This window comes from Streptomyces sp. NPDC006265 (genome assembly GCF_040613555.1).
In the GTDB taxonomy this organism is placed as follows: Bacteria; Actinomycetota; Actinomycetes; order Streptomycetales; family Streptomycetaceae; genus Streptomyces.
The window spans coordinates 1-1,692 of the sequence record NZ_JBEXSH010001316.1 but is presented as its reverse complement, the minus strand read 5'-3'; the positions used below and the strand labels follow the sequence as shown (position 1 = coordinate 1,692).

Sequence of the window (1,692 nt, the reverse complement as noted above, 5' to 3'; positions counted from 1 at the left end):
GCCACAGCGGCACGGTCATCGGCTTCGGCAGTCCGAAGGTGCGGGCCACGGCCTCGACGTGGGCGCGGAAGCCCATCGGGGTGTCGTCCGCGATGTTGTAGGCCTGCCCCGGCCGACCGCGCTCCACGGCGGCGACCACCGCGCGGGCGGCATCGGTGAGTTCCACCCACGGCAGCACGCGGCCCCGGTCGCCGGGCACGGGGAGCTGCCGCTTGCGCAGCAGGGGCAACAGGGCGTCGGTGCCGCCGGGGCCGTAGAAGCAGCCGAAGCGGAGCGCGACGCCCTCCAGCCCCTCCGTGTCGAAGGCGAGCCGCTCCTTGGTCCGCATCCCCGCGATGTGCCGTTCCAGCCGTGGTGTGCGGCCGGGCGGGCCGAAGGGGTCGTCGTCCTCGGTGAGCGGGCGGTCGCCGTGGTCGCCGTAGCCGTAGCCGAAGACCATCGACTCCACGACGAAGCGGCGGGCATCGGTGACGCGGGCGGCCTCGACCAGGTGGGCGGTGCCCTGGATGCGCAGCGCGTCGGTGGCGTACATGTCGCTGTCGCGCATGGGTGGCTTGCGCAGGGCGGTCGCGGCGTGGATCACGGTGTCGAAGCGGTGGCCGTCGACCGCGCGCAACAGTGCCTCACGGTCCATGAGGTCGGCCCGGATGCCGTTCTCCCCGCTCCGGCCGAGACCGGTGACCTTGTGGCCCGCCTCGGTCAGGGCGTGCGCGATGTGCCTGCCGAGGACGCCGCTCGCGCCGGCGAGGAGGATGCGCTGGCTCTTCTCGTTCGTCGTCATGACAGTGCGACGGATCGCGCGGGCACGGATGTGACATCACCCCGCACGGCGGCGACATCCGCGTCCACGCTCGACTAGATGAATGAGTCCAAGGGTTCGCCTGCGGACATGGAGCGAGGGCGCCCAATGTCGATGTGTGACGAAAGACCTGGACGCCCTCGCAACGGCACTCTTGCCCGGATCGACGATGAGTTGAAGGCTTCGCCGTGGCTGGCCCCGTGGCGGCCGGCGGTCGGGATCGCGCCCAGACTCAGTGACGCCGAACTGGTCACGCTCGCGGTCATGTCGGCGCTGCGCGCCGGCCTGAGCCTCTACCAAGTCGTCCGCGAGCTTCAGACACTCCTCGCAACCTGGACCGGCGCCTGCCCCACCTGCAACCGCGACATACCCACCCGCGCACCGACCTGACCAAGCCCTACTAGGACGCGTACGCGTACGGTGTCGTGGTCGTCAGCGGCACGAAGCCGAGCCGTTCCAGGATCGGCCGGCTCTGGCTGGAAGCGTCGACCTGGAGGTAGCGGTAGCCGCGGGTCGCGGCGGCGCGGGCGCGGTGGGCCACCAGAGTGCGGTAGATGCCGCGGCCGCGCCGGCCCGGCACGGTGCCGCCGCCCCACAGGCCGGCGAAGGGTGTGCCGGGCACGAGCTCCATTCGGGCCGCGCTGACCGGCTCGTCGCCGGCCATCGCCACGACGGCGACCACCGTGTCCGGGGCGGCCGACAGCCGGGCGAGGAGCTGGCGGCGGAGCCAGGAGCTGTCCGCACCGAACGCTTTCTCGTGCACGTCGGCCACGAGATCGACGCCCACCGGGTCGGTGACCGGCACGACGCGCACCCCCTCGGGCGGTGCGGCGTCGAGGGCCAGGCCGGCGGCCTCGCCGATCATCAGCGTCTCCTCGGGCCCGGGCGTGAAC

General features: G+C 72.6%; 2 protein-coding genes and 1 pseudogene. 1 reads left to right on the top strand and 2 read right to left on the bottom strand.

What is annotated here, in order from left to right:
• Positions 1 to 781, bottom strand: a 781-nt coding sequence (locus ABZ281_RS48340) for an NAD(P)-dependent oxidoreductase (RefSeq protein ID WP_356665103.1), incomplete at its 3' end; no start/stop codon positions are given.
• 136 nt (positions 782 to 917) lie between these two features.
• Between ABZ281_RS48340 and ABZ281_RS48335 the strand changes: the two are divergent.
• Positions 918 to 1,075, top strand: a pseudogene (locus tag ABZ281_RS48335) (IS982 family transposase); the annotation flags it as partial.
• 124 nt (positions 1,076 to 1,199) lie between these two features.
• On the opposite strand, the gene ABZ281_RS48330 reads toward ABZ281_RS48335, so the two are convergent.
• Positions 1,200 to 1,692, bottom strand: a 493-nt coding sequence (locus ABZ281_RS48330) for a GNAT family N-acetyltransferase (RefSeq protein ID WP_356665101.1), incomplete at its 5' end; no start/stop codon positions are given.